This window comes from Paraburkholderia sp. BL25I1N1 (assembly GCF_003002025.1).
Lineage (GTDB): Bacteria > Pseudomonadota > Gammaproteobacteria > Burkholderiales > Burkholderiaceae > Paraburkholderia.
In genome coordinates this window covers 52055-71004 of record NZ_PVZB01000025.1, presented here as the reverse complement: position 1 = coordinate 71004, position 18950 = coordinate 52055, and the positions used below count along the sequence as shown (strand labels likewise).

Sequence of the window (18950 nt, the reverse complement as noted above, 5' to 3'; positions counted from 1 at the left end):
GCCACGAACAATCAACTCAAAATCAAACGACGATGCATCGACGGGAACGTGCGAGGGTCAATCCCACCGCACGCATGAAAACACCAACTCCTCGAGCGCCTACTGCCACGAGCCGACGTCGGCGTCGTTGCCCTCGCCGCCCGCTTTGCCGTCAGCGCCGTAGCTGAACACGTCGATCTCGCCGTGCACGCCCGGATTCAGATACTGGTAAGCGTTACCCCACGGATCGTTCGGCAGACGCTCCAGGTAACCGCCGTCTTTCCAGTTGCTCGGCACCGGGTCCGTGGCCGGTTTTTCGATCAGCGCGCGCAAGCCTTGCTCCTGCGTCGGATAACGGCCGTTGTCCAGACGATAGAGTTTCAGCGCCTGCATCATCGTGCCGATGTCCTGCTTGGCGGCGACACGGCGCGCTTCGTCGGGACGGCTCATGATCTTCGGCACGATCAATGCGGCCAGAATGCCCAGAATCGCGATCACGACCATGATTTCGATCAGCGTGAACCCGCGTTGACGACGGCTGCGCGGACCCGCGATGTCATGACGGCGAGTGGTCGACAGTTGCATAGCTTGCTACCTCTTTTCAGGTGAAATTTTTGACTCGGCGGGATTCGCGTTTTGGCAATCTGGGTGCCATTGAACACGCCCGGCCGGTCATTTTAATGTCATGCAGTTGAAGGGTCGTGAGAAGGCGCTTTCAGCCCAACGCAATTTTCACAATAGTCCGTACAATGATGCGCATGAACGCCATCCAAATCCGCCTTCTGTCGCTCGCGCTGTTCGCCGTGTTCTGCGCGACGCTCACCTACTGGGTCATCACGCTCAGCACGTTGTCCGGTGCGCCCTTGCCCGCAGCCGCCGCGCACGCGCAGATCTCGACCGAGCAGGCTGCCACGCTATTCGGCGGCCAGCTCACGCGCAACGCCAACCAGGACGTGCGGCTGTTCGGCATCCTCGCTTTGCGGGAAGGCGCCGCGGCCATCGTCAGCGTGGGCGGCGAACCGCCGCATGCGGTGTCGCTCGGCAGCGCGCTGATGAAAGGCACCAAACTCTCCGAAGTCCGCGCCCGCTCGATCATCATCGACCGCAATGGCGCGCATTCCGAAGTATTCCTGCCAGCCAATCCCGCAGGTCCGACGATCTACGTGCGCTGAAGCCCGGGCGCTGAACAGCAGCGTCGCTTCAATCGATTGCGCGGTGACCTCTAGCAGTGACCGCGCAATCCATTCCTACTGCACCAGGTTGTTCAATTCGATGATCGGCAGCATCACCGCCAGCACGATCACCAGCACCACGCCCCCCATCGCCAGAATCAGCAACGGCTCCAGCAGACTCGTCAGGAACATCGTGCGGCGTTCGAGTTCGCGCGCTTCACCGTCGGCCGCGCGGTCGAGCATCGTGGTCACGTCGCCGGTCGCTTCGCCCGAACGGATCAGGTGAACGAGCACGGGCGGAAAAGTCTTCGTATTGCCGAGCGCGCGCGACAGCGACGTGCCTTCGCGCACCCGCACGATCGCATCGTCGATGTTCTCGCGCATCGCGTTGTTGCTGAGCGTTTCGGCGGCGGCTTGCAGCGCGCGCAGAATCGGCACGCCCGCCGCGGTGAGAATGCCGAGCGTGCTGGCAAAGCGCACCGTGTTATAGCCGCGTACGAGTTTGCCGAGCAGCGGTGCGGTGAGCAGCCAACGGTCGAACGCGAGGCGCGGACCGGGCTGCCTCAGAACCGAACGCACCAGATACACCAGCACGGCCACGCCGATCAGCATCGCCCACCACCAGTTCCGCACGAATCCGGAGAGCGCCATCATCATGATGGTGAGGAAGGGCAGTTGCTGCTTGGTGCTGGCGAACACGTTCACCACCTGCGGCACGACGTAGCTCAACAGAAACGTGACGATGCCGAAAGCGATGATCGTGACGATGGTCGGGTACGTGAACGCGAGCACGATCTTCTGCTTCAGCGCGTTGCGTTGCTCGATGTAGTCGGCGAGCCGCGACAGCACGAGCCCGAGCTTGCCGGTATGTTCGCCCGCCGCGACCAGCGCGCGATAAATCTCGGGGAAGTCTTTAGGATGCTGCGTCAATGCATTGGCCAGCGAATGGCCGCCGAGCACTTCCGCGCGAATCGACGCCATCAGTTCGCGAATGTAGTCGCGCTCCGATTGCTCGGTCAGCACCGCGAGCGCTTCGTCGAGCGGCAGGCCCGCGATCAGCAGGCTGGCGAGCTGGCGCGTCAGGATCGCCTGCTCGCGTTGCGACAGACGCCGCCCCAGCGACAGCCGCTGGTTGCGCTCGCCGCGCGTGCGTGTGGCCGCCGGTTCCACGACGAGCGGCGTCAGTCCTTGCGAGCGCAGATTGGTCCGCGCGCCGCGCGCGCTGTCCGCGTCGAGCACGCCTTTTTGCGCCTTGCCCGCCGCGTCGATCGCTTCGAAACGAAATGCCGGCATGCGCTTATGCTCCGCCCGTGACGCGGATCACTTCTTCGAGCGATGTCAGCCCGGAGGCGAGCCAGCGGTCCGCATCTTCGCGCAGCGTGCGCATGCCTTGCGCACGGCCGGCCGCGAGAATCTCCGCGTCGGCTGCGTTGCGGTGAACCAGCGTGCGGATGTCGTCGTCGATCAGCAGCAATTCGTAGACGCCGCGGCGTCCCGCGTAACCGGAATGGCCGCACCGGTCGCAACCGACCGGGTGATAGCGCACGCTGCCGTCTTCCTCGACACGCTCTTCGCGGCATATCGGGCACAGGCGCCGCACCAGCCGCTGCGCCAGCACGCCGAGCAGCGACGACGCCAGCAGATACGGTTCGACACCCATGTCGGTCAAACGCGTCACGGCGGATGCCGCGTCGTTCGTGTGCAGCGTGGCCAGCACGAGGTGGCCCGTCAACGACGCCTGCACCGCGATCTGCGCGGTTTCGAGGTCGCGGATTTCACCGATCATGATGACGTCCGGGTCCTGCCGCAAAATCGAGCGCAAGGCCCGCGCGAAGGTCATGCCGATCCGTTCGTTGACCTGCGTCTGGCCGATGCCCGACAGGTCGTATTCGATCGGATCCTCGACCGTCATGATGTTCGTGGTCGCGGTTTCGAGCCGTGACATGGCCGCATACAGCGTGGTCGTTTTACCGGAACCGGTCGGCCCGGTCACCAGCACGATGCCGTGCGGCCTGCCGATCAGCTTGTCGAACTTGCCGAGCGTATCCGACGCCATGCCGAGCGCTTCGAGGTTCAGGCGCGACGCGTCTTTTTCCAGCAGACGCAGCACCGCGCGTTCGCCGTGGCCGGTCGGCAGCGTGGAGACGCGCACGTCGACCGGACGGCCGCCCACGCGCAGCGTGATACGGCCGTCCTGCGGCAAACGCTTTTCGGCGATATCGAGCTGCGCCATGATCTTGATCCGCGAGATCAGTGCGCCGTGCAGCGCTTTCTTCGGCCGCACGACGTCGCGCAACGTACCGTCGACGCGAAAGCGCACGACGGAAGAAGTCTCGAACGGCTCGATATGAATATCCGACGCCTGCTCGCGCGCCGCTTGCGTGAGCAGCGCATTGATCATGCGGATGATCGGGGCGTCGTCTTCCGACTCCAGCAGATCCTCCACTTCGGGAATGTCCTGCATCAGGCGCGAGAGATCGACTTCGCCCTCCACTTCGCCGACCACCTGCGCAGCGCTGCCGTCCTGGCGCGCATACGCCTGGTTGATCGCCTGCGTGAGCTCGTCGGCAGGCAGCCGTACGATCGACACCGCGCCGAAGTTACGTGCTACTTCGGACAGCGCGGCGTCGCTCGTGCGTTCGCTGATCCAGACCTCGAGGCTGTCCGCATGCTGATGCGCGACCAGAATCTGGCCGGCACGGGCAAAGCCGTACGGCACGAGGCGCGCGGCGATGGCGGAGGGCGCCTCGCGCCCGGCATGCTCCGTCGCGCCGGCGGGCGCTAGTGTTGCGGCACCGGCTCGCGTTGCGGCTGGCGTAGCAGACGCTGACGGCGGCGTGGACGGCGTGCTCACGGCCGCACTCCAGGCGACGTGGTGGACGGCGTCACGGTCCCGGGGCTGCTCTGTATGGCAGGCCCGACGGTGGCCGGACTGCTCTGCACGGCGTTACCGTTGGTAGCGGCGCCGCCATTCGTGGGCGCTCCGCCGTTGGCCGGCGGCGGCGCCAACTGTTGACGACGCATCTTGTCGAGATCGAACAGATTCATCGCGGGCGAACCACCCTGGCTCGGACCGATCGGCATCGGCGGAACCACCGGATCGTCGTTGTCCTTCATCAGGTTGTTGTCCTGCTTGTACGCGCCTTGCACGCCCTGGATGTAGTCGTAGCGATTCGACGTCACGGCTTGAGCCGTACCGCGATCGCTGATGATCACAGGGCGCAGGAACACCATCAGGTTGGTCTTGTTGCGGGTCTTCTGTTCCGAGCGGAACAGCTGGCCGATCCACGGAATATCGCCGAGCAGCGGCACCTTGCTGTTGCTGACCTGGTAGTTGTCCTGCATCAAACCGCCCAGCACGATGATCTCGCCGTTATCGGCAAGCACCGTCGACTGGATCGAACGCTTGGTGAATTCCGGGCCGGCCGGGTTGGTCGCCGCGTTGTTCGTGCCGGTGACGATTGCCGAGTCTTCTGTGTAGAGCTGCAGCTTGAGAATGCCGCCGTCCGTGATTTGCGGCTTCACGTGCAGCGTCAGACCGACGTCGACGCGGTCGTAGGTATTGAACGCGGAAGTCGCCGTCGCGCTCGTCAGATTCGAATACGAACCCGTCTGAATCGGCACGTTCGTACCGACGACGATCTTCGCTTCCTCGTTGTCGAGCGTAATGAGATTAGGCGTGGACAGCACGTTCGCGTCCGCGGTCTGCGACAGCGCCTGAAGCAGCGCGCCCAGTCCTTGCACACCGAAGATGTTGTGAATCCAGCCGACGTTCAGGCCCTGCTGCAAAGCCCCGTTGCCGAGCGCGGTGGCAAGCCCGCCGGTGGTGCCGGCCGCTGCGGCGGCCGCCGTCAGGTTGATGATGCTGTTGCTCGATCCGGTCTGCAGGTTCGTGCCGGCGAAGATCGAATTGTTCGCTACCTGCCACTGAATGCCGAGGTTGCCGCTCGTGTTCGAGTTCAACTCGACGATCAACGCCTCGAGATAGACCTGCGCGCGACGTGCGTCGAGCTGGTCGATCACCGCGCGCAAATTGCGGTACACCGGCTCGGCCGCCGTGATGATCAGCGAGTTGGTCGCGGAATCCGCCTGGATCATGCCGCCTTGCTGGTTGTCGTCGCTCTTGTCCTTCTCGTTGCCGAACCCGCCGTTATTGGAGCCGCCCGCGCCGTATCCGCCGCCGCTGCCGCTGCCGCCCATCGGCGAAGCCAGAGAGCTGCTGCCGAGTCCGCCCGACGGCAGCGGCGGCGTACCCGACGAGCCCGTCGAATTGTTGCCGCCTATGCCCCCGGTGTTGTTCTGGTTGAACGAATTCGCGTCGTTCGAGTTGCTCGACGAGCCGGTCTCGCCGCCTTTGCCGAACATGCCGCGCAAGGTCTTCGCGAGCTTCGTCGCGTCCGCGTTGCGCAGCGGCACGACGTGAATGTTGCCGGGCATGGTGGTCGGCGTATCGAGTTCTTTCGCCAGAGTCCTCGCCGCCGCGAGGCGCGCGCCGTTCGACGCGCGGATCAGCAGCGAGTTGGTGCGCGGGTCGGCGGTGACCGATACCTTCAGCGTCGCGTCGGTACTGCCGATCGAACCCGGGTCGAGCATCTTGTTGAGTTGCGTGGCGATGTCGATCGCATTCGCGTTCTTCAGTTGCACCACGGATACCGACTGGCCCGCCGCGGAATCCACGCCCTGGATGATCTGGGCAATACGCCGCACGTTGTCGGCGTAGTCAGTGACTACAATCGTGTTGTTGGCTGGATAGGCCGCGACGGTATTGTTCGGCGAGATGAGCGGACGCAGCACCGGCAGCAGATTGTTGGCCGATTCGTTCTTCAGAACGAATACCTGCGTGACAACCTGGTCGCCGCGAGCCGTAGGCGTATTGCCGACATAGGTCGGCACGCCTTGCAGCTTTGCGTCGGCCTCGGGCACGACTTTCAGTACGCCGTGGTCCTGCACGAGCGCGAAGCCCTGCATGCGCAAGGCGGACTGCAAGGTTTTCAGTGCCTGATCTTCAGGCACCGCGTTCTCCGACACGAGATTCAACTGACCTTTCACGCGCGGGTCGACGATGATCGTTTTGCCGGTTGCCGCGCCAATCGCCTTGGCCACCTGGTCTATGTCCGCGTTGACGAAGTTCAGTGTCACCTGTGCCTGTGCTGTCTGCGCGGTGATCAAGCCAGCCACCAGCAGCGCCGTTGCGACGCGACGCAAAGCCATACGATTTCTTCTCATGGAATAAGGTTTCGATGCCGACAGCCCTAGCTGTCGACGGTCATGCAGTGCGGACATGCGAGCAGGCCGCCGCTCTGACGGTCTGCCGGCCAGCCTCGCGGACGATTTTCGCCCTCGTCGGCCGCCGTGCGATGTCCGAAAAAAATGAACAGTAACAGTTTTTCATGTCTGATTTGTCACAAAACGAACTGTCTTGCGCGATTTCTCTAGAAATCGCCGCCTGTTGTCAAACAATTGAAAGCCAATGGAAAGTCAGACGATTGGGCGCAAAAACGCTTCGTTTTCTGCTCCCTTATGTCGGTTAGCCAACTTGACGAGGGTCCGCCTGCCGGTATGATACGAGCCGTTCGAGTCCCTGTTGCAGGTTGCCGACGCGGGTTTTCCCGATGTCCGACAAACCTCAGGCCTGTGGCCCGGCGACCGTCAGCGGCTGAAGTATGGCCGATACGATGCCTTACCGAACCTTACTCTTGCGCTTTGCTTAGTGCTCTTGACTGATGAAACGAAGCTTCGTCACCGTCGCTGTGGGACTTGCCATGCTGATAGCAGCAGGGTCCGCACGCGCCGATTGCTTTGACGAAGCAGCGAAGTATCAGAAGGTCAACCCCTTGATTCTGCGCGCAATTGCGTGGCAGGAGTCGCACAATCGTCCCGACGCAACGCATAAAAATGCAAACGGCTCGACCGACTACGGCGTGATGCAGATCAATTCGATCCATCTGCCCGTGCTCGCCCAGTATGGCATCTCGCAAGGCACGCTGATGGAACCGTGCAAGAACGTCTATATAGCGGCGTGGCATCTGCGCCGTCAGATGAACAAGTACGGCAACACCTGGCAGGCCATCGGCGCCTACCACTCCGAAACGCCCGCGCTGCGCGACAAGTACGCGCAGCAGATCGCCGCGATCCTGCGCAAGTGGAATCTGATGCCGGCTGCACGCTGATCCGGCCACATCACGCGAACTCCGCCCGTTTTGATGCACAATGCGGCTTCGTGCCGCCGCCGAGGTTCGACCTCGTTGCGGTCCGCAGTCATGCGGCGCCGCGCCCGGCGTGCCTTCCAATCCCCTAGCTTCTCCGTACTGCGATGAACCAGCCGCTACTGCCCGTCACCGTGCTCTCCGGTTTTCTGGGCGCCGGCAAGACCACGCTCCTGAATCACATCCTCGCGAATCGCGCGGGTTTACGCGTGGCCGTGATCGTCAACGATCTGGCCGCCGTCAATATCGACGCGACCCTCGTGCGCGACGCCGCCGCGCTTTCTCACGTCGAGGAGCAACTCGTCGAACTGTCGAATGGCTGCATCTGCTGCACGCTGCGCGACGATCTGCGGGTCGAGATCAAGCGGCTGGCCGGCGAGCAGCGTTTCGACGCGATCCTGATCGAATCGACCGGCGTGGCCGAGCCGATGCCGATCGCCGAGACCTTCGCCTACGTCGACGATGAAGGCGCGTCGCTCGCCGACGTCGCGCGGCTCGACACAATGGTGACCGTGGTCGATGCGTTCAATTTTCTGCGCGACTACGGTTCGGCCGACGCGCTCGCTGAGCGCGGCATCGCCGCGACCGAGGAAGACGACCGCACGCTGGTCGAGTTGCTGATCGAGCAGATCGAATTCTGCGACGTGCTGGTGGTGAACAAGGCCGATCTGGTGAGCGCGGACGAACTCACGCGCCTGCAGCGCATTCTCGGCCGGATCAACCCGCGCGCAGTGCAAGTGGTCGCACGTTTTGGCGACGTGCCGCTTGAGCAGGTGCTAAACACCGGCCGCTTCGATTTCGACGAGGCGGCAAGCGCGCCGGGCTGGCTAACATCGCTCAATCATGAGCATGACCATGAGCACGGCCATGCTCATCACGGCGAGGCGGACGAATTCGGCATCGGCAATTTCATTTACCGGACGCGCCGACCGTTTCATCCGGAACGCCTATGGACGTTGCTGCATCAGGAGTGGAAAGGTGTATTGCGCAGCAAGGGCTTCTTCTGGCTCGCCACGCGTAACGATATCGCCGGTTCGCTCTCGCAGGCGGGCGGTGCTTGCCGGCACGGTCCGGCGGGCATGTGGTGGGCCGCTCAGGATCGCAGCGAGTGGCCCGATGGCGACGACGAGTTGGCCGCCGAAATCGCCGCGGACTGGTACGGCGATCCGGACGATCTGAGCATCGGCGACCGTCGCCAGGAACTGGTGATGATCGGTGTCGGCATCGACGCCGCGGTCTGGAAAGCGAAGTTCGACGCGTGCCTGCTGACCGACGATGAATACGCGCAGGGACCGCAAGCGTGGGAGCAGTTCGCCGATCCGTTCCCGGCCTGGGACTTCGACGAAGACGACCACGATCATCATGACCACGATCACGGTCACGATCACGATCACGACGGTCATGGCCACGGTGAGATCGTGCATCGTCACGACTGAACTGAACGGTCCTCGCCGCTCGGCGCAATCGCGCCGCGACGCCCGTCGCGGCTTTCCCATCCACAATGCGCAGGCGAAAAAAAACCCGCCGTTGGCGGGTGTCAACTGCCTGGCAGTAGTCTGCTTAGCGCTTGTTGACTGCATCCTTGAACGCCTTACCAGCCGTGAACTTGACGGTCTTGGCGGCCGGGATCTTGATAGTTTCGCCGGTCTTGGGGTTACGCCCCGTACGCGCTGCGCGCTTGCCCGAACCGAAGCTGCCGAAGCCGATCAACTGGACCGCATCACCCTTCGACACAGACTTCTTGATCACTTCAAGCAACGTGTCCAGCGTTTCACCGGTTTGAGCCTTGCTGGCGCCCGTCTGTCCTGCGACAGCGTCGATCAGTTCCTGTTTGTTCATTAAGGTTCCTTTCTGAGTTTAGGTTGACACGAACAGCGCGAACGCGCCGATTATACGTGCGCGGGCCGCGCCGTCGAGCAGCGCCGGCTCCGGATCCCCTCCGGACCAATAGCGCCGGACAGATGACTGCCCGTCGGCCGTGCTGCCGCTCCCGTCGCGGCGCTTGCTATGATAGCGCAGCGCAAACCCAATCAGGACAAGGGTTTCGAAGATTTACGCGGTTCCGGGGTCGATATCGCAAGGAAATCGCAATTTTTGCGCTCGGCAACCTTCAACCGAGGCCTGAAACCTAGTATGGACGGGGCTTGGCGTTGGTTTTTGCCAACGTTCGGCGGGTCTTTTTCGCCGTCCGGCGAGCTTCGCGCGCGGAAGGCAAGCTTCGACCGCGTGTGCGAAGACGCCGGCTCGCCCCAAGTTTTCTCATCTCCCTCGCGGGGCCTGGCGCGAAGCGACAGGTGCGGGGGCATTTTTCCGAGCGTCATTTTCCGTCGCGCATGACCGATCCGCTGATCCCTGCCGGCCTCGCTTTTCGCGACAACGGCACACCTTTTTCGCCGCTATACGACGACATTTATCACAGCGCCGTAGGCGGTCTCGAACAGGCTCGATACGTATTTCTGCACGGCAATTCGCTGCCCGATCGGTGGCAGGGCCGTCGCATTTTCACTGTGCTGGAGACCGGCTTCGGCATGGGCATCAATTTTCTGATGACCTGGGCCGCGTGGCGCACCGACCCGTCGCGGTGCGAGCGGCTGCATTTCGTGTCGACCGAAAAGCATCCCTTTACCGTCGGCGATTTGCGCAAGGTGATTGCAGCGACGATTTCCGACCCGGAGATCGCCGCTCTCGCGCAAGCGCTCGCGAACGCCTGGCCGATGCTCGTTCCCGGCACGCATCGGCTCGAATTCGATGAAGGGCGCGTGGTGCTCACGCTCGTTTTCGGCGACGCGCAGGAGCGCCTGCCGGCCTTGAGGCTGCGCGCCGATGCGTTTTATCTCGACGGCTTCGCGCCCGCAAGGAATCCCGAGCTCTGGACTCCGATGATCTTCAAGGCGCTCGCGCGGCTGGCAGGCGAGGGCGCCACGTTCGCCACTTACAGTAGCGCCGGCGACATCAAGCGCGCGTTGACGCAATGCGGCTTCGAGTACCGCAAGGTGGACGGCTTCGGCTGGAAACGGGCGATGCTGGTCGGCCATTTCGCGCCGCGCTGGCGCGTGCGCCGTCACGAGCCACCGGCGCCGCTCGCAGTCGACGAAAGGCATGCGGTGGTGATCGGCGCGGGGCTGGCCGGCTGCGCCGTGATCGAGCGGCTCGCCGCGCGCGGCTGGCGCATGACGTCGCTGGAGCGGCACGCTTCGGTCGCGCAGGAGGCATCGGGTAATCCGGCCGGCGTGTTCCATCCCATGATTTCGCGCGACGACAGCGTCGCCTCGCGCGTCACGCGTGCCGGCTTTCTGTACGCGCTCAGCCGTTGGACCGCGCTCGAGCGGCTCGGTCACGCGCCGTTGCGCGGAGGTCAGGGCCTATTGCAGATCGCCGCGGATGACGACGAGGCCCGCTCGATCCGAGAAGCGATCGCTGCATTCGGCTATCCGTCCGACTACGTCACGCCCGTCTCTTCATATGAAGCGCAGCGGCTCGCCGGCATGCCGCTCGCGCGCGGTGGATGGTTCTTTCCACACGGTGGCTGGATCGACCCGGCGTCGCTATGCGCCGCGCAGTGTGCCGCGGCGGGTTCACTACTGGAGCGCCGCTTCGGTGTGGACGTCGCGCGAATCGAGCGGTCCGGTGGTGAATGGACCGTATTCGATACATCGGGCGAGGCCATCGTGCGTGCGCCGGTGGTCATCGTCGCGACTGCACACGATGCAGCGCGCATCGCTGGTTTGCAGCATGCGCCGACTCGCAGCATTCGCGGTCAACTCACTTTGCTGCCGGCCGGAGCGATGTCGCCGACACTTCAGATGCCGGTGATCGGCGAGGGTTATGCGGTGCCGCTGGCGGGCGGCGTCACGCTCACCGGCGCCACGTATGAGCTCGACGACCCCGACACATCGTTGCGCGCGGACGGCCAGCTGGAAAACCTTGAACGCGTCGCGCAGATGCTGCCGGCGTTCAGGGATGTCGTCGAACGGGCTCAATCGGTGGACTTCGCGGGACGCGTCGCGTTCCGCTGCGTCACCAGCGATCGCATGCCGATGATCGGCCAGCTCGCCGACGAAGCGCAGGCTGCGCTTGACGCCCCGCATCTGCGCGGCGCGTGGCCACTTGATCTGCCGCGGACGGATGGCCTCTACGGCGCCTTTGCGTACGGTTCACGCGGCCTCGTATGGGCGGCGCTCGGCGCGGAACTGATCGCTTCGCAACTCGAAGGCGAACCTTGGCCGCTTGAACGGGATCTGGCTGAAGACATCGACCCGGCGCGCTTCCTGTTGCGCGCATTGCGTCAGGGAACGGTGAGTTAACCGCAGGCCCCGCCCAGCCGGTTCGCCAGATCGGTTATCCACTGAAAGTTGTGGATAACCGCTTGGTTTACCGGCGCAACAGGTGTGGAACCGTTGTGGACGTAAACGGGGTAACTTGGCCGTCGTCGAAAAGCGCCAAAAGTTACCCTTGTATACGCGCCGCTCCCGCACATGCTGTGCATCCGGTTATGCCGTCCGCAAAGCGATGATTCGTTTCGGTAAACAGGAGTTATCCACAGAAACCGAGGCACCTTGTTAACTGTTACTACGTATACATACGGTAAACCTGTAAACAGAAAGACCGTGGCAGGGGCAGAGCTTATCGGCGTAGCTCGGACCGCTTCTGAACCGTGCAAAACTTCCGCCGCGATGTCCCGAAAAGCACATTTGCCGCGATCAAACTAGCCGTTTGACCGGCAGGATTCGCGCTGAAAACGGTCGGTTTTTCCTCACGCCAGCGAGATAACGTACGTTTTTACCGTTTTGCCAGCATGTTCGCGCCTTTTCGGTCAAGGCTGAAAAAGCTATGGCACAATCGCCGTTCTTTTCCGCGTCGTGCCCTGTCTCTACAGCGGCACACGCAGCAAACGGAACGGTGCCGCTCAATCAGAATCTGATTCAAAGTCGACGGCGCTCTATCACCGTGCCGGTTGCTACGGCCGCACCCCGAATGCGCCAGGTTCCTTACTGCTGCCGGGCATTCAGATCATCCGATCGTTGAAAAACTCGCAACGCTGGCCACGCGAAGCGATCGCGACAGTGAGCGCTTCATGTGCCCACCCCGCTCGCCGGTGTTCGTGCCGGTTCGTGTCGCCTGCCGTTGCTGCTAAGGAGAACCCATTACGATGAATTCGGCGTTTTCATTTTTTCCAGCCTGGCCGCTTTCACCCGACGCCATTTTTTGGGCTGGTCTCGCATTGCTCGCCGCCGGCCTGTGCGGTGAGCTGTGCTATCGCGCGTGGCGTTTACCGCGCATTTCCGGTTATGCGGTGATTGGTCTGATTGCCGGTGCGGCCGGATCGGGCGTGATCGACGCGGATTCCGCGAGCGCCGCGCGGCCGCTGCTCGATGTCGCGCTCGGTTTGTTGCTGTTCGAACTCGGCAGCCGGCTCGATTTGCGCTGGATCCGTCGGAATCCGTGGCTGATTCTGTCGAGCGTCGCCGAAGCCACGCTGACTTTCGCGCTCGTCTTGCCGGTTTTGCTGTTCCTCAACGTGCCGCTGATGGTCGCAACCGTGCTCGCCGCGATCGCCATGGCGACGTCGCCGGCCATGGTGATCCAGCTGAAAACGGAATTGCGCGCGGAAGGCCAGGTCACCCAGCGTCTGTTGACCTTGACCGCGCTGAACAGCATGTATGCCGTGGTGATCGAGAAGCTCGTATCGAGCTGGCTGCATCAGGAGATGTACGGCAACGTATTCGCAACCATCCTGCAGCCCCTTTATCTGCTGGTCGGCTCGCTCGTGCTCGCGTATCTGCTCGCGCGTACCTGCACATTCTTTTATCGACGGTTGAACATGCAGGACGAGCACTCGTTCGTCGCGCTGTTCGGCTTGGTGCTGCTGGCCATCGCGGTCGCGCATCTGTTCAAGCTGTCGACCATTCTTGCGTTGCTGGCCGCGGGCATCATCGTGAAAAATCATGAAGCGCGTCCGCAGTTGTGGCCGGAGCACTTCGGCACGGCCGGCTGGTTGCTGACCGTGATTCTGTTCGTGCTGACGCTGACTTCGTTCGAATGGAAAGACATCGCGCTCGGCGGCGTCGCGGCGCTGGGTCTGATTGTTGCGCGCCTCGTGGCGAAACTGGTGGGCGTGCTGGCGTTCGCCAAGCCGAGCGGCTTGAACTGGAAGCAGGGGATGGCGCTCGGTCTGTCCTTATCGCCGATGTCGGCGCTCGCGTATCTGCTGGTCGACGACACCTACAACCTGTATCCGAATTTCGATCCGCAACTGCGCGCGATCGTGATGTGTTCCATTTTCGTGCTGCAAATTCTCGGGCCGTGGCTCGTCTATCGCAGCCTGGCGTTGGTCGCTGAACGGCGCGAATAGCAAGCGCGAGGCAAAGAGCGCGTTGTGCTGCTCGAAGCCCGATGTTTCATACGCTTTTTGCAACTTATATTCGATTCAAAAACGGCCGGGCATGTGACGCACGCCCGGCCGACCTGACTCAGGGGACGCCATGTCACTCGAACCCTTCATCGATTCGAAACCGTTCACCTTCGGTGTCGAACTCGAGATGCAGATCGTCAATACGCATGACTATGATCTGACCAAAGCCGGCTCGGATCTGCTGCGCCTCATCAAGGACGAAAAGATCCCCGGCAACATCACGCCGGAAATCACCGAAAGCATGATCGAGTTGTCGACCGGCATTTGCACGACGCACGAGCAGGCCGTCGCCGACTTGCGCAAGATTCGCGACACGCTGGTTTCCGCGGCGGATCATCTGAACGTCGGTTTGTGCGGCGGCGGCACGCATGCGTTCCAGCAATGGAGCGAGCGGCAGATCGTCGATACGCCGCGTTTTCAGTATCTCTCCGAGTTGTACGGCTATCTTGCCAAGCAATTCACGGTGTTCGGCCAGCACGTGCATATCGGCTGCCCGGATCCGAACAGTGCGCTCTATCTGCTGCATTCCATGTCGCGCTTCATTCCGCATTTCATTGCGTTGTCCGCGTCGTCGCCGTTCGTGCAGGGTGTCGATACCGGTTTTCATTCGGCACGACTGAATTCCGTGTTCGCGTTCCCGCTGTCGGGCCGCGCGCCGTTCGTCCTGACGTGGGACAGTTTCGAGGAATATTTCTCGAAGATGGTCCACACCGGCGTCGTCAACAGCATGAAAGATTTCTACTGGGACATCCGGCCGAAGCCGGGTTTCGGCACGATCGAAGTTCGTGTGATGGACACGCCGTTGTCCGTGGATCGCGCGGCGGCGATTGCCTGCTACATCCAGACGCTTGCCCGGCATCTGCTGCTCGACAAACCGATCACGCCGCAAGAAGACGATTACCTGGTCTACACGTTCAATCGTTTCGAAGCATGCCGCTTCGGCCTGGCCGGCACCTGCATCAATCCGCAAACGGGCGAGCGCAAGACGATTTCCGAAGACATCCTCGAAACATTGGATCTGATTGCTCCGCACGCCGAAGCGTTGGGTTCGGGCAATGCGCTTGCCGAGATCGGCGCGATCGCTCGCGGTCAGGTGAATGATGCAACCTGGTTACGCGGTGTCGTCGAACGGGAAAAGTCTCTGCATGAAGCCGTCAGGCAGCAGTGTTTGCAGTGGCGGGCCTAACCGCAGGCTTGATGGCCTGCGTGAAATCGTAAGGAAACCCGCCTCGAGCGGGTTTTTTTCAATAAATTAATTTTCCAGCTCGGCGTGCCTTAGGTTTTTATACCGTTAATGTATACAAACGTAGTAGTAGTTAACAAGCATTGCATCTGCCTGTGGACAACTGAATAATTCCCTGCAAAGTCAACGCGCTGCGTAAACCGTAACTGAGCTGATCGAGGGTGCATCGGCGCCGGTATACGAGGACAACTTTGTGACAGGCTGATCAGGCTTGGGTGCTTATCAAGAATCGGCGCACAAGCCATCCCTGAGTTTTCCCGTGGTTATCCACAACTTGTGTTGAATAACTTAGCTGTACGATTCGCCGCTCTCGCATAGAATGTCGTTTCCGCTGCTTTGCCTTGCAAGGCGGTAAATTTTTGAGATAGTAGAAAACCGTCTTGTCCGCAGTTGGGCGAGGCTACCCCACACAGGCTACGGGCGCGGTCGGCAAGCAGTTCGCCGGCGTCGTACGAAAGCTGTAAATAAACCAATCGAAGATTATGAGCGAAGGCGTATACGGAGAACAGGCGACCGGGCGGGTGACCCACAGCCTATTGCGATTGAGCACGGCGATGCGGAGCCAGGCTTGGGAATGGGCGGAGGGCGCTGGCCTGACACCCACCCAGGGCGAAATTCTGGTCTTGCTGATGCAGCGCAAAGGCCCGATGCGTCTCGGCGAAATTGCCCGCGAAACGGCGCTCACCGCCGCGACGACAAGTGATGCAGTCAGCACGCTCGAAACCAAAGGGCTGGTCGAAAAGCGCCGTGCCCTCGACGACGGCCGTGCCCTCGCGGTCCGCCTGACGGCTCGTGGCCGTACGGCTGCGAAGCGCGCGGCGCAATGGCCGGACTTCCTGGCCAAGGCGGTCGGCACGCTGCGTGAGGACGAGCAGGCTGTGTTCTATCGCACGCTGCTCAAGACCGTTCATCAGCTGGAAGCGCAAGGCACGATTCCGCCGCACCGCATGTGTCTGAGCTGCACGCATTTCGAGCCGAGCAAGAACCCGAAGAAGACGCCGCATCATTGCGCGTTGCTCGACCTGAACATGTCGGATACGGATCTGCGCCTCGACTGCTCGGTGTATGAGATGGCCGACGTCGCCACCCAGAAGAAGACCTGGAAGATCTTCGCCCAATAAGGCGGCTTCTTCCGGGACAATCCGCTACACTGCCAAGCCGGCTTCAGCGGGCGGCGTTTGCCGCCCGTCAGCCGACTGGTGCCGCGTGGCGGCAAGTCTTTAGTCAACCTGAAGGTGGGACAGGCCGATGAATCGCGAAGTTCTGGCCATTCGCCACGTGCACTTCGAGGATCTGGGCAGTCTTGAGCTGGTGCTCGGCGAGCGCGGGCGCCCGGTCCGCTATCTCGACGTGGGCTTCGCCCGCATCGAAGCGCCGAACCCGGTTTCCGCGTCGCTGATGGTGGTGCTCGGCGGCCCGATCAGCGCAACCGACGACGCGCTTTATCCGACGCTCGTGCCGTTGCTGTCCATGATCGAGAAACGCATCGCTGCGGGTTTGCCGACTCTCGGCATCTGCCTCGGCGCTCAATTGATCGCGCGTGCTCTTGGCGCTCGCGTCTATCCCGCGGGTCGAACCGAACTCGGCTGGTCGCCGCTTACGCTGACCGACGCCGGCCGCGCTTCGCCGGTCCGTCATCTGGACGGCGCGCAGACCTCCATGCTGCATTGGCACGGCGACACCTTCGATCTGCCTGACAAGGCAACGCGGCTTGCGTCGACGCCGGCTTGCGAAAACCAGGCGTTCGCCTGGGGCAATCATGTGCTGGGCCTGCAGTGTCATCCGGAGATCCGGACGGATCGCTTCGAGCCCTGGCTGATCGGCAACGCGGGCGAACTGGTTGGCCACGGCATCGACGCGCGCCAGTTGCGGGCCGAGACCGCGAAATTCGGTCCCGCGCTCGAAGCCGCCGCGTGCCGGATGTTCGGCGAGTGGCTCGATCAGGTCGAGGCGAAACCCTGAATGGCTATGGGCCAGCACTAAATCACTTGCGGTGCTATGCTCGATCGCTCTCGGGTTTCTACTGGGCGTAATCCATGAGCGCGCTTTTTTCTCCGCTCACGCTGCGTAGCGTGACGCTTCCCAATCGTATCGTCGTGTCCCCGATGTGCCAGTATTCCGCCGACCGTGGCGAGGCAACCGCGTGGCACATGATCCATCTCGGCAGCATGGCGTTATCCGGTGCCGGCATGCTGTGCATCGAGGCGACCTCGGTCGAGCCGGACGGTCGCATCACACCAGGCGATCTCGGCCTGTGGGACGACGTCACCGAAGCCGCGCTCGTGCCCGTGCTGGCCGCGATCCGCAAGCATTCGCACATCAAGGTCACGATGCAGCTGTCGCACGCCGGGCGCAAGGCGTCGAGCCACGCACCGTGGGAAGGCGGCCAGCTGATTCCAGTGTCGCAAGGCGGATGGCTGCCGCTCGCGCCGTCCGCGTTGCCGCACAAGGCCGGCGAAGAACCGCCGCTGGCGCTCGACACGCCTGCGCTGAACCGCATCCGCGAAGCATTCGCGGCCTCGGCTCGCCGTGCCGCGCGGCTCGGTGTCGATGGACTGGAAGTGCACGCGGCGCACGGCTATCTGCTGCATCAGTTCCTCTCGCCGATCGCCAATCAGCGCGACGACGACTACGGCGGCTCGCTGGAAAATCGCATGCGCTTTCCGCTTGAAATCTTCGATATCGTGCGCGCTGCCTTTCCCGCCGACAAACCGGTCGGCGTGCGTGTCTCCGCGACGGACTGGGTCGAAGGCGGCTGGACGCTGGAAGACACCATCGCGTTCGCCCAGGAGCTGAAAAAGCGCGGCTGCGACTGGATCGACGTGTCGTCCGGCGGTGTCTCGCCGTTGCAGAAGATTCCGCTTGAACCCGGTTATCAAATCCCCTTTGCCAAGGCGGTTAGGGAAGCAACCGGCCTCACGACCATCGGCGTGGGCCTCATCACCGACCCGTTGCACGCCGAACAACTGATCGAAGACGGCGACGCCGACCTGATCGCGATGGCCCGCGCGTTGCTGTACAACCCGCGTTGGCCGTGGCACGCCGCGGCGCAGCTCGGTGCGACGGTCGAAGCGCCGCCGCAGTACTGGCGTTCGCAACCGCGCGAGCAAAAGGCATTGTTCGGCGACATTTCGTTCGGACAACGGTGAAGTTGGCCAGCCGTCAACGGCGCGCGTCTTTTTGACGGTTGAACGAAGCCGTCTTCAGCGTGTAGGATGCCGGTTGTGGCGCACGTGCGTCGCAGGTCGACGCGGCGCTCGCAAGGCGCCGCGTTTGCTATCCGCGGCAGAAAAAAGCAGCGCGCGAGACGCGGGCATCGACGGCTGCCAAACTTCACCCCCAGTTCTTCACAAGGATTCATTCAATGAGTTCACGCAGGATCGCCGTGCGCCGTTCGGGTGTGCACGGCAAAGGCGTGTTTGCCCTCGAACCGATTGCGGCCGGCGAGCGCCTGATCGAATACAAAGGCGAGCGGATCTCCTGGAAAGAAGCGCTGCGCCGTCATCCGCATAATCCGGCCGAACCGAATCACACGTTCTATTTCGCACTCGACAGCGGCAAGGTCATCGACGGCAAAGTGAACGGCAATAGCGCGCGCTGGATCAACCATTCCTGCGCGCCGAACTGCGAAGCCGAAGAAATCGACGGTCACGTATACGTGCACGCATTGCGCGATATCGCGGAAGGTGAGGAGGTCTTTTACGATTACGGCCTCGTGATCGACGCGCGTCAGACCAAGAAGCTCAAGAAGGAATACGAATGCCGTTGCGGCGCGCGCAAGTGCCGCGGCACGATGCTGGCGGCGCCGGAGAAGGAGAAGGGCAAGTCCGGGAAGTCGGCGGCCAAGGGCAAAACGTCGGCGAAGAAAGCGAAGAAGAAATGATGTTTGGGCTGTCTGATCGATCACGTTGGCGATCGATTCAGACGCCCGTCGAGCT

15 protein-coding genes are annotated in these 18950 nt (G+C 62.4%); 10 read left to right on the top strand and 5 right to left on the bottom strand.

The window, feature by feature from the left end; genetic code table 11:
* Window positions 1-99 precede the first annotated feature (99 nt).
* Window positions 100-564, bottom strand: coding sequence for a type II secretion system major pseudopilin GspG (gspG, locus tag B0G73_RS30650; RefSeq protein ID WP_106284905.1), 465 nt, complete (start codon window positions 562-564; stop codon window positions 100-102).
* A 173-nt stretch (window positions 565-737) separates the two neighbouring features.
* Here gspG and B0G73_RS30645 point away from each other — a divergent pair, with 173 nt between their 5' ends.
* Window positions 738-1151, top strand: a complete 414-nt coding sequence (locus tag B0G73_RS30645) for a general secretion pathway protein GspC (protein ID WP_106284950.1) — start codon at window positions 738-740, stop codon at window positions 1149-1151.
* Window positions 1152-1226: 75 nt separating this feature from the next.
* Here the strand turns inward: B0G73_RS30645 and gspF are convergent, their stop codons facing one another.
* The 3 genes from gspF to gspD are packed head-to-tail and all read right to left on the bottom strand — an operon-like array spanning window position 1227 to window position 6362.
* Entirely contained in the window at window positions 1227-2444 is a 1218-nt protein-coding gene (gene gspF, locus B0G73_RS30640) for a type II secretion system inner membrane protein GspF (RefSeq protein ID WP_106284904.1), read from the bottom strand.
* Between the two features lie 4 nt (window positions 2445-2448).
* Window positions 2449-4005, bottom strand: coding sequence for a type II secretion system ATPase GspE (gene gspE, locus B0G73_RS30635; RefSeq protein WP_106284903.1), 1557 nt, complete (start codon window positions 4003-4005; stop codon window positions 2449-2451).
* Entirely contained in the window at window positions 4002-6362 is a 2361-nt protein-coding gene (gene gspD, locus B0G73_RS30630) for a type II secretion system secretin GspD (protein WP_106284902.1), read from the bottom strand. The genes gspE and gspD overlap by 4 nt, the downstream gene beginning before the upstream one ends.
* 512 nt (window positions 6363-6874) lie before the next feature.
* Between gspD and B0G73_RS30625 the strand changes: the two genes are divergently transcribed.
* A complete protein-coding gene (locus tag B0G73_RS30625; RefSeq protein WP_106284901.1) occupies window positions 6875-7321 on the top strand; it encodes a lytic transglycosylase domain-containing protein in 447 nt (148 codons plus the stop codon).
* 143 nt (window positions 7322-7464) lie between these two features.
* The gene (locus B0G73_RS30620; RefSeq protein WP_106284900.1) at window positions 7465-8793 is read left to right on the top strand and encodes a GTP-binding protein; all 1329 of its coding nucleotides are present in this window, start codon (window positions 7465-7467) and stop codon (window positions 8791-8793) included.
* Window positions 8794-8917: 124 nt separating this feature from the next.
* Here B0G73_RS30620 and B0G73_RS30615 read toward each other — a convergent pair whose 3' ends face one another.
* Window positions 8918-9196: an HU family DNA-binding protein gene (locus tag B0G73_RS30615; protein WP_006050811.1), complete on the bottom strand. Its 279-nt coding sequence runs from the start codon at window positions 9194-9196 to the stop codon at window positions 8918-8920.
* Window positions 9197-9690: 494 nt separating this feature from the next.
* On the opposite strand from B0G73_RS30615, the gene mnmC reads away from it, so the two are divergent.
* The 7 genes from mnmC to B0G73_RS30580 all read left to right on the top strand — a co-directional run bounded on the left by mnmC (window position 9691) and on the right by B0G73_RS30580 (window position 18895).
* Entirely contained in the window at window positions 9691-11661 is a 1971-nt protein-coding gene (gene mnmC / locus B0G73_RS30610) for a bifunctional tRNA (5-methylaminomethyl-2-thiouridine)(34)-methyltransferase MnmD/FAD-dependent 5-carboxymethylaminomethyl-2-thiouridine(34) oxidoreductase MnmC (protein WP_106284899.1), read from the top strand.
* 845 nt (window positions 11662-12506) lie between these two features.
* Window positions 12507-13709, top strand: coding sequence for a cation:proton antiporter (locus tag B0G73_RS30605; RefSeq protein ID WP_106284898.1), 1203 nt, complete (start codon window positions 12507-12509; stop codon window positions 13707-13709).
* 130 nt (window positions 13710-13839) lie between these two features.
* On the top strand, window positions 13840-14955 hold the full coding sequence (locus B0G73_RS30600; RefSeq protein WP_106284897.1) for a YbdK family carboxylate-amine ligase: 1116 nt from the start codon (window positions 13840-13842) through the stop codon (window positions 14953-14955).
* Window positions 14956-15494: 539 nt separating this feature from the next.
* Entirely contained in the window at window positions 15495-16133 is a 639-nt protein-coding gene (locus tag B0G73_RS30595) for a MarR family winged helix-turn-helix transcriptional regulator (RefSeq protein ID WP_106284896.1), read from the top strand.
* Between the two features lie 127 nt (window positions 16134-16260).
* Window positions 16261-16974, top strand: coding sequence for a glutamine amidotransferase (locus B0G73_RS30590; protein ID WP_106284895.1), 714 nt, complete (start codon window positions 16261-16263; stop codon window positions 16972-16974).
* A gap of 74 nt (window positions 16975-17048) precedes the next feature.
* Complete coding sequence (locus B0G73_RS30585; protein WP_106284894.1) at window positions 17049-18161, top strand: NADH:flavin oxidoreductase/NADH oxidase; 1113 nt, start codon at window positions 17049-17051, stop codon at window positions 18159-18161.
* A gap of 215 nt (window positions 18162-18376) precedes the next feature.
* Window positions 18377-18895, top strand: coding sequence for an SET domain-containing protein (locus tag B0G73_RS30580; protein WP_106284893.1), 519 nt, complete (start codon window positions 18377-18379; stop codon window positions 18893-18895).
* Window positions 18896-18950 lie beyond the last annotated feature (55 nt).

What these genes read in the sequence shown, in the direction of transcription:
- gspG (WP_106284905.1), bottom strand. Translation starts at nt 564, where the DNA reads ATGCAACTGTCGACCACTCGCCGTCATGACATCGCGGGTCCGCGCAGC.
- B0G73_RS30645 (WP_106284950.1), top strand. Translation starts at nt 738, where the DNA reads ATGAACGCCATCCAAATCCGCCTTCTGTCGCTCGCGCTGTTCGCCGTG.
- gspF (WP_106284904.1), bottom strand. Translation starts at nt 2,444, where the DNA reads ATGCCGGCATTTCGTTTCGAAGCGATCGACGCGGCGGGCAAGGCGCAA.
- gspD (WP_106284902.1), bottom strand. Translation starts at nt 6,362, where the DNA reads ATGGCTTTGCGTCGCGTCGCAACGGCGCTGCTGGTGGCTGGCTTGATC.
- B0G73_RS30625 (WP_106284901.1), top strand. Translation starts at nt 6,875, where the DNA reads ATGAAACGAAGCTTCGTCACCGTCGCTGTGGGACTTGCCATGCTGATA.
- B0G73_RS30620 (WP_106284900.1), top strand. Translation starts at nt 7,465, where the DNA reads ATGAACCAGCCGCTACTGCCCGTCACCGTGCTCTCCGGTTTTCTGGGC.
- B0G73_RS30615 (WP_006050811.1), bottom strand. Translation starts at nt 9,196, where the DNA reads ATGAACAAACAGGAACTGATCGACGCTGTCGCAGGACAGACGGGCGCC.
- mnmC (WP_106284899.1), top strand. Translation starts at nt 9,691, where the DNA reads ATGACCGATCCGCTGATCCCTGCCGGCCTCGCTTTTCGCGACAACGGC.
- B0G73_RS30605 (WP_106284898.1), top strand. Translation starts at nt 12,507, where the DNA reads ATGAATTCGGCGTTTTCATTTTTTCCAGCCTGGCCGCTTTCACCCGAC.
- B0G73_RS30600 (WP_106284897.1), top strand. Translation starts at nt 13,840, where the DNA reads ATGTCACTCGAACCCTTCATCGATTCGAAACCGTTCACCTTCGGTGTC.
- B0G73_RS30595 (WP_106284896.1), top strand. Translation starts at nt 15,495, where the DNA reads ATGAGCGAAGGCGTATACGGAGAACAGGCGACCGGGCGGGTGACCCAC.
- B0G73_RS30590 (WP_106284895.1), top strand. Translation starts at nt 16,261, where the DNA reads ATGAATCGCGAAGTTCTGGCCATTCGCCACGTGCACTTCGAGGATCTG.
- B0G73_RS30585 (WP_106284894.1), top strand. Translation starts at nt 17,049, where the DNA reads ATGAGCGCGCTTTTTTCTCCGCTCACGCTGCGTAGCGTGACGCTTCCC.
- B0G73_RS30580 (WP_106284893.1), top strand. Translation starts at nt 18,377, where the DNA reads ATGAGTTCACGCAGGATCGCCGTGCGCCGTTCGGGTGTGCACGGCAAA.